General features: G+C 69.9%; 8 protein-coding genes. 3 read left to right on the top strand and 5 right to left on the bottom strand.

Features of this window, described 5'->3' with window-relative positions:
* Both VFF46_RS13080 and VFF46_RS13075 read right to left on the bottom strand, forming a co-directional pair.
* Nucleotides 1–284 (bottom strand): carboxymuconolactone decarboxylase family protein (locus VFF46_RS13080; protein ID WP_325037366.1); only part of this gene is annotated, 284 nt, incomplete at its 3' end.
* Between the two features lie 63 nt (nucleotides 285–347).
* Complete coding sequence (locus VFF46_RS13075) at nucleotides 348–1436, bottom strand: DNA polymerase domain-containing protein (protein WP_325037365.1); 1089 nt, start codon at nucleotides 1434–1436, stop codon at nucleotides 348–350.
* Between the two features lie 131 nt (nucleotides 1437–1567).
* Between VFF46_RS13075 and VFF46_RS13070 the strand changes: the two genes are divergently transcribed.
* The 3 genes from VFF46_RS13070 (at nucleotide 1568) to VFF46_RS13060 (ending at nucleotide 6541) form a co-directional block, all read left to right on the top strand.
* Nucleotides 1568–3964: a lamin tail domain-containing protein gene (locus VFF46_RS13070; RefSeq protein ID WP_325037364.1), complete on the top strand. Its 2397-nt coding sequence runs from the start codon at nucleotides 1568–1570 to the stop codon at nucleotides 3962–3964.
* Between the two features lie 77 nt (nucleotides 3965–4041).
* Nucleotides 4042–4458, top strand: a complete 417-nt coding sequence (gene msrB / locus VFF46_RS13065) for a peptide-methionine (R)-S-oxide reductase MsrB (protein ID WP_325037363.1) — start codon at nucleotides 4042–4044, stop codon at nucleotides 4456–4458.
* Nucleotides 4459–4513: 55 nt separating this feature from the next.
* Complete coding sequence (locus VFF46_RS13060; protein ID WP_325037362.1) at nucleotides 4514–6541, top strand: AAA family ATPase; 2028 nt, start codon at nucleotides 4514–4516, stop codon at nucleotides 6539–6541.
* Here VFF46_RS13060 and VFF46_RS13055 read toward each other — a convergent pair.
* The 3 genes from VFF46_RS13055 to VFF46_RS13045 all read right to left on the bottom strand — a co-directional run.
* Complete coding sequence (locus VFF46_RS13055) at nucleotides 6538–6915, bottom strand: VOC family protein (protein WP_325037361.1); 378 nt, start codon at nucleotides 6913–6915, stop codon at nucleotides 6538–6540. The genes VFF46_RS13060 and VFF46_RS13055 overlap by 4 nt on opposite strands.
* Nucleotides 6915–7610 (bottom strand): hydrogen peroxide-dependent heme synthase, encoded by a 696-nt coding sequence (gene hemQ / locus VFF46_RS13050; RefSeq protein ID WP_325037360.1) that lies wholly within the window; start codon nucleotides 7608–7610, stop codon nucleotides 6915–6917. The genes VFF46_RS13055 and hemQ overlap by 1 nt, the downstream gene beginning before the upstream one ends.
* A partial coding sequence (locus VFF46_RS13045) for a protoporphyrinogen/coproporphyrinogen oxidase (RefSeq protein ID WP_325037359.1) occupies nucleotides 7607–8065 on the bottom strand: 459 nt, incomplete at its 5' end. The genes hemQ and VFF46_RS13045, both read right to left, overlap by 4 nt.

The following is an 8065-nucleotide window of genomic DNA, read 5'->3' as shown; positions in this document are numbered from 1 at the left end:
TCGGCCAGCGCGAGGGCGGCGCGTTCGGCGTCGGTGAAGACGGTGGCCTCCCGCCAGACCGCGACCAGGTTGATCCGGACGGTGGTCTCGCCGTGGTGAGCGAGGTCCTTCGAGTGCATGTCGACGCAGTACGCGCAGCCGTTGATCTGACTGGCCCGCAGCTCGACGAGCTCGAGCGTGGCCAGCGGTACGCCGGCGTCCAGTGCGACCCGCGCCGCGGCGTTGAGGTGCTTGATGAACTTTCCCAGCACGGGATTCGTGAACAGGTCCAGACGAGCGTTCATAACAGGTGTCTCCTAGCGAATGAGCGTGTTGACACCCACCCGACGAGACAGCCCGCCCGACTGTCAGTCGGGGATGCGGTTGCCCTGCTCGTCCCAGTGCTCGGCGACCTTCTTGCTCGGCTGCACCCGCGGCGGCTCGCCCGGCATCTTCGGGTAGTCGGGCGGGAAGTTCAGCTCGCCGCCGGGCAACTCCTCCCACAACCGCAGCAGCGGATCGAGCGCGTACGCCGTACCGTCCATGTCGGCCCACGGGTCGCCGTCGGCGAGGTACTCCGGGACCGTGTGCAGGTTGAACGCCCGCGGGTCGTCGACCTCGGCGAGCCGCTCCCACGACATCGGCGTACTGACCGGCGCGCCCGGCCGCGGCCTGAGCGACCAGGCGCCGGCGACCGTCCGGTCGCGGAGGTTCTGGTTGAAGTCGAGGAAGATCGAGGCGTCGCCGCGCTCCTCCTTCCACCAGGCGGTGGTGACGCCGTCGTCGCGGCGTTCCAGCTCGCGGCCGAGGCCGATCGCGGCGTGCCGGACCTCGTCGAACGACCACTCCGGGCGGATCCGGACGTAGATGTGGATCCCCCGGTTGCCGCTGGTCTTCGCGTACCCGCGCAGCCCCAGCTCCTCGAGCAGTTCGCGCGCGACCGCGGCCACCCGGCGGGCGTCCGCGAACGTGGCGCCCGGCTGCGGGTCCAGGTCGATCCGGAGCTCGTCCGGCCGGTCGAGGTCCCCGCTGCGAACCGCCCACGGATGGAAGGTCAGCGTGCCCATCTGCGCCGCCCAGATCGCGGCGGCCGGCTCCGACAGGCAGAGCTCGTCGATCGGGCGCCCGTTCGGCGTCAGCACCCGGCAGGTCTGCAGCCAGTCCGGAGCGCCCTTCGGCAGCCGCTTCGAGTAGAACCCGTCGCCGGTCTGGCGACCGACCGCGTCCACCGACAGCGTCATCCCCTCACGCCATCCGCCGGGCCAGCGCTCCAGCGCGACCGGCCGGTCCCCCGAGGCGTGCATGAACGCCGGCGCCACCGCGACGAAGTACTCGCAGACCTGCAGCTTGGTGACCTCCGGAGCCCAGTCGGTGGCCTCGTAGACCACCCGCTCGGGACTGGAGACCCGGACCTCACGCTCCCCCACGGTGAGCGTCACCGCCGTGCTCTTCGCCATGCCGAGACGCTATCGCCCCGGACAGCACCGTTCCAACATCCGCGAATGATCACCCGTGCGTTTCCCGATCGCACCGGCTGTTCACGTGCTGGACCTTGGAAGGACCAGGTACCGATGTGAGAATCCGGCCCATGTCTGCCCTGATCCGATCACGGCGCCGCCTGGGCGCTCTCGTGGTCATCTCGAGTCTCGCCCTGGCCGGCGCGGCGACCCTGATCGCCCGGCCTGCCGACGCCGCTTCCACCGACGTACTGATCACCGAGGTGTACGGCGGTGGCGGCAACAGCGGTGCGCCGTACACCAACGATTTCGTTGAGCTGACCAACAACAGCTCCGCCCCCGTCGACGTGAGCGGCTGGTCGATCCAGTACGCGTCCGCGGCCGGTACGTCGTGGCAGGTCACGAAGCTGACCGGCAGCATCGCGCCGGGCGCCGTGTACCTGGTCCAGGAAGCCGGCGGCGCCAACGGCCAGCCGATGCCGGCGCCGAACGTGACCGGGACGATCCCGATGTCCGCGTCGGCCGGAAAGATCGCGCTGGTCACCACGCAGACCGCGCTCGCCTGCGGGGCGACCTGCCACGCGGACGCGAACGTGAAGGACTACGTCGGCTACGGCACCGCGACCGACTCCGAGACGACGCCCGCGCCGGGGCTGTCGAACACCACGTCGGCGTCGCGCAAGGACCCGAAGCAGGACACCGACAACAACAGCGCGGACTTCGTCGCGGGCGACCCGTCGCCGGGCACGCTGACCGGCGGGCCGGCCGAGCCGCCCGTGGACGCGAAGATCCACGACATCCAGGGCGCCGCGCACCGCTCGCCGCTGGAAGGCAAGCGGGTCCAGAACGTCACCGGTGTGGTGACCGCGAAGAGCAGCAACGGGTTCTGGTTCCAGGACACGCAGCCGGACAGCAACCCGGCCACCAGTGAGGGCATCTTCGTCTTCACCAGCTCGGCACCGACCGTGGCGGTCGGCGACGCGCTGAACGTCGAGGGCACGGTCGCCGAGTTCCGGCCGGGCGGCTCCGGCGGTACGACGAACCTCACCACCACCGAGCTCACGAACGCGGACATCACCGTCACCGGCACGGCCGCCGTACCGCCTCCGACGATCGTCGGCCCGGGCGGGCGGGTACCGCCGTCGACCGTGATCGACGACGACTCCACCGGCGACGTCGAGAAGACCAGCACCGCCTTCGACCCGGCCAACGACGGGCTCGACTTCTGGGAGTCGCTCGAGGGCATGTGGATCGGAATCAAGCAGCCCGAGGTCACCGGTCCGACGAGCTCGTTCCGCGAGCTGTCGGTGGTACCGGCCGGGTCCGGCGTGCGTACGGCGCGCGGCGGGATCCTGCTGCAGAAGAACGACTCCAACCCGGAGCGGATCCTGCTGGACGACGTACTGACGCCGATCCCCGACGCCAAGACCGGCGACAAGCTGGCCGGCCCTGATTCGAACACCGTGGCCGGGGTCGTCGACTACTCGTTCGGCAACTACAAGCTCCTGCCGACCACGACGCCGACGGTGATCGACGGCGGCGTCAAGCGTGAGGTCACACGGGCCTCGGGTCCGACGCAGCTGTCGGTGGCCACATTCAACGTGGAGAATCTCGCCCCGTCCGACGGCGAGGCCAAGTTCGACGGGCTGGCGCAGGCCGTCGTGCACAACCTCGCGTCGCCGGACGTCCTCGGGCTCGAGGAGGTGCAGGACAACGACGGCGCGGTCAACTCCGGTACGACGGCCGCCGACAAGACGCTGAACCTGCTGGCCGCGGCGATCGTGAAGGCGGGCGGACCGCACTACACCTGGAAGCAGATCGACCCGGTGAACAACGCCGAGGGCGGCGCGCCGGGCGGCAACATCCGGGTGGCGTTCCTGTACCGGACCGACAAGCCGCTCAAGTTCGTCGACACCCCGGGCGGCGGCTCGACGACCGCGACCACGATCGTCACCGACCACGCAGGCCGTCCGCACCTGAGCGCGTCGCCGGGCCGGGTCGACCCGGCCAACCCGGCGTGGGCCGCGACCCGGGTGCCGCTGGCGGGCGAGTTCAAGTGGCACGGGCAGACCGTGTTCGTGGTGGTGAACCACTTCAGCTCCAAGGGCGGCGACGACCCGCTGTGGGGCCGGTTCCAGCCGCCGGTGCAGTCCAGCGCCCCGAAGCGGCACCAGCAGGCGGCCGCGGTGCGCGGGTTCGTCGACCAGATCCTGGCGAAGGACAAGGGCGCGAACATCGTCGTACTGGGTGACCTGAACGACTTCGACTGGTCGCAGACCGCGGATGTCCTGGTCGGATCGGGCAAGACGGCGCTCGTCGACCTGCCGCGGACGTTGCCGCTGCCGGAGCGGTACAGCTACGTGTTCGAGGGCAACAGCCAGATCCTGGACCAGATCCTGGTGTCGCAGAACCTGCGGCCGACGGCGGCGTACGACGTCGTGCACATGAACGCGGAGTTTCCGGACCAGATCTCGGACCACGACCCGCAGGTGGTGAAGCTGACCCCGCTGCCGTCCTGGGTGCGCTAACCGGAGTGTTACGTCGGTCGCCCGGGCTGGGCCAAGAAAAAAGCACAGCGCTTGTCCGGGCGGCCGATACTGGGGTGGTGACAGATGACACCAAGCAGTACACCGTTCAGAAGTCCGAGGCGGAGTGGAAGGCACAGCTCTCCCCCGCCGAGTTCCACGTCCTGCGCCAGGCCGGCACCGAGCGGCCGTTCGTCGGCGAGTACACCGACACCAAGACGGTCGGGGTGTACAAGTGCCGCGCCTGCGACACCGAACTGTTCCGCAGCGAGACCAAGTTCGACTCGCACTGCGGCTGGCCGTCGTTCTTCGCCCCGCTCGCCGAGGACCGCGTCGAGTACATCGAGGACTCCACCCTCGGCATGAAGCGCGTCGAGGTCCGCTGCGCCAACTGCGGCTCGCACCTCGGCCACGTCTTCGAGGGCGAGGGCTACGGCACCCCCACCGACCTCCGGTACTGCATCAACAGCATCAGCCTCACCCTCGCTCCGGCCTGATCGCCCGGCGGGGTCCTAGACTGGGTCGGCTGGTGGTTCCTGGGGAAGGAAATTGGTGGCTGACGAGGTCCGTAGACCGCGGGTTCTGGATGTACTGTCCGCGGAGGAGCCGTGGGAGGTTCCGTCAGCCTGGACCGAACGTGTCCGGGCTCAGCTGAGGCTCTGGGCGGAGGATCCGGAGGCGTTGCGGCCGCTGCGGCCGGAGGCTTTTCCGGACTTCGTGAAGGGGACACCGGCGGCGGTCTGGTTCACCCATCAGGTGGCGCCGCTGCTGACCGGGTGGATCCCGGTGCTGCACGGTGAGTACGCCGACCTGTCCACCGAGCTGACGCACGACTTCTACCGGCCGTCCTCCCGGCTCGGCGGCACCGGGCACGTGATCTACGTGGCGCCCACCGACTGGCACCTGCAGGCGATCGCGGGGGCCCGCGGGTTCCGCGAGCTCGGCCGCAAGCACGCGCTGCTGGTGTCCCGCGACGTCGTCCGGCTCTTCGTCGACGCGCCCCCGATGGCGGCGCGCGCCGAGGCGCTGGCGGCCGCGTTCGATCGGGTGCTGGCCGACCGCGACGCCACCCACCTGCACATCACCGGCGAGTACGACGAGATCGCCAAGTACTGGCGTACCGACGCCCTGAAGCCCCTCGAACGCGCCGTACTCCCCGAGCTGGCCGGCCCGACCGCCGCGCTCCGCTACTCGCTGAACTCGATCCGCGACACCCATGCCCGGATGCTGATGGTGAGCCCGGACGAGTACGCCGGCGACTTCGCGCAGGTGCTGTCCGAGCTGATCCTGGCCGCCGGGCTGCGCGGCATCCCGCAGTCCGTGGCGAACATCCTCGGCGACGCGACCATCGACGTACACAACGCCCTGGAGGACCTGCGGCCGAGGTTCGACCTGCAGACCTGGCACGGGCACGTCAACCAGTGGATGTCGCGCGCGATCCGGAACGGCCAGTCGCCGCTCGCCCGGGCCTGGGGCGCCGCCGCCGCGCGGGTCGGCATCCACCTGTCCGGCGCACTGAGCAAGCAGCCGTGGCCGGAGCCGGAGATCCCCGACCTGACGACGCTGTTCCGGATGCTCGACCGGGAGCGCTGGAGCGCGCTGGAAACCGCCGCCGCGGCCGAGCAGGAGAACTCCCTCGCGGCCGCCTGGAGCAGTGTCAAGGCCGGCGAGGACAAGACCGCGAGCAGCCTCGACGACGAGCCGCTGCCACCGAAACCGGTCGACCTGAGCGACAACCCGCTGGCCGAGCTCGACTCGCTGATCGGCCTGGAGTCGGTCAAGGACGCCGTCCGCCGGATGGTCGCCGAGGTGAAGACGAACCTGCGCCGCACCGAGCTCGGCCTGCCCAGCCACGAGCGGGCCCGGCACATGGTGTTCGTCGGCAAGCCCGGTACGGCGAAGACGACGATCGCCCGGCTGCTCAGCCGGATCTACCACCAGCTCGGCGTCCTGGAGAAGGGCCACGTGGTCGAGGTCGACCGCTCCGACCTGGTCGGTGCCGCGGTCGGTTCGACGGCACCGATGACCGCGGCCAAGTTCCGCGAGGCGCTCGGCGGGGTGCTGTTCATCGACGAGGCGTACAGCCTGACGCCGGAGAACACGCCCGGCGACTACGGCCTGGAAGCGGTCGCGACGATCCTGAAGATGATGGAAGACCACCGCAACGACTGCATCGTGATCGTCGCCGGGTACCACCGCGAGATGCAGCGCTTCATGGAGTCGAACACCGGTCTGCAGTCCCGGTTCCCGAAGCTGCTGTCGTTCAGCGAGTACGACACCGACCAGCTGGTCCAGATCTTCGAGCTGCAGGCCCGGCAGAAGGGCATGATCTACGGCGAGGAAGTCCTCGACAAGGTCCGCACCGTGATCCCCCCGGCGCCGCGCGGCCACAGCTTCGGCAACGGCCGTTTCATCCGCAACGTGCTCGAGGAAGCCGTCTCCAACCAGGCCACCCGCCTGTCGGCCAGCGACCCCGACAAACTCACCGAACGCGACCTCCGCGAACTCATCCCCTCCGACGTCCGCCCCCCAACCTCAATGCGAGCCGAGGACTACCTCCTCCAGAAGCCCGGTACCTAGACCGGGGTCGCGAGGGCTATCGGGTTGCCTTCGGGGTCGGAGAGGTAGGCCTGGCGTTCGCCCCAGGGCATGGTGGCGGGTTCCTGGAGGACGGGGTGGCCGGCGGCGCGGAAGCGTTCTACCTCGGACTCGACGTCGTCGACGTACACGAACAGCTCGAAGCGGGGTGCGGTGCCGACCGTGATGCCGAGCTGGGCCTCGGGCCAGTTGGCGTCGGAGAGGCCGAGGGAGGAGTCGCCGCGCTCGAGGCCGACGTAGTGCGGGTCGCCCTCGAGCGGGAACTGGTACGTCGGCTCGTACCCGAGCAGGGTGTAGAACTCGACGGCCCGGCGTACGTCGGTGACGTAGAGCACCGGGAACGCCTTGCCCTTCATCAGATCAGGTTCGCGATCAGGTCGGCGACCTCGGTCCGCTTCCCGGTGTAGAACGGGACCTCCTCGCGCACGTGGCGGCGGGCCGTGGACGCCCGCAGGTCGCGCATCAGGTCGACCATCCGGTGCAGCTCGTCGGCCTCGAAGGCGAGGATCCACTCGTAGTCGCCGAGCGCGAACGCGGCCACCGTGTTCGCCCGGACGTCCGGGTAGGTACGGGCCTGCTGGCCGTGCTCGGCGAGCATGAACCGGCGCTCCTCGTCCGGCAGCAGGTACCACTCGTAGGACCGGACGAACGGGTACACGCAGACATACGCCCGCGGCTCCTCGTCGGCCAGGAACGCCGGGATGTGGCTCTTGTTGAACTCGGCCGGCCGGTGCAGCGCGAACTGCGACCAGACCGGGACCAGGTGCCGGCCCAGCCGCGACCGGCGGAGCGCGTGGTACGCCTGCTGCAGCGCGTCCGAGGTCGGCGCGTGCCACCAGATCATGAAGTCGGCGTCGGCCCGGAACCCCTCGACGTCGTAGATCCCGCGGATCACCACGTCGTCGGCCGCGAGCTTGCCGACCAGGTCGGTCAGCTCCGCGGTCAGCTCGTCCCGGTCCGCATCACCGAGCGGCGTCTCGACCTTGAACACCGACCACAGCGTGTAGCGGATGACGTTGTTGAGCTCACGGGCCTTCGGCTTACCAGTCACGACTTCATTGTCTCCAATGCGTCCAGGTGCTCCCGCACCCGGGTGGCCGCCTTGCCACCCGATGCCACACAGGCGGCGATCCCGACACCCCGGTACGCCGCCCCGCACACCGCCAGCCCGGGTACGCCGGCCACCGCCGCCTCGACCCGGTCGACCCGGTCCAGGTGCCCCACGGCGTACTGCGGCAGCCCGCCGCCCCAGCGCGTGACCAGCGATCCGACCACCTCGGCCCGCAGACCGATCGCCTGGTGCAGGTCCTTTACCGCGAGTTGGATCAGTTCTTCGTCGGAGCGCTGCAGCATGTACTCCTCGCCGAGCCGCCCGACCGAGGTCCGCAGGACGGCGAGGTCTCCCCCGGCCTCCGCGGACCAGGCCCACTTGGCGTGCGAGTACGTCGCCGCCTTGATCGTGCGGCCCTCGACGGACGGCACCAGGAAGCCGGACCCGGTCGCGCC

The organism is Kribbella sp. (genome assembly GCF_035655035.1).
Lineage (GTDB): Bacteria > Actinomycetota > Actinomycetes > Propionibacteriales > Kribbellaceae > Kribbella.
The sequence above is the reverse complement of the archived record's forward strand: the minus strand, read 5'-3'. Positions and strand labels throughout refer to the sequence as shown.

Excerpts from the sequence above, each read along its gene's own strand:
- VFF46_RS13075 (WP_325037365.1), bottom strand. The coding sequence starts at position 1,436 with ATGGCGAAGAGCACGGCGGTGACGCTCACCGTGGGGGAGCGTGAGGTC.
- VFF46_RS13070 (WP_325037364.1), top strand. The coding sequence starts at position 1,568 with ATGTCTGCCCTGATCCGATCACGGCGCCGCCTGGGCGCTCTCGTGGTC.
- VFF46_RS13055 (WP_325037361.1), bottom strand. The coding sequence starts at position 6,915 with ATGAAGGGCAAGGCGTTCCCGGTGCTCTACGTCACCGACGTACGCCGG.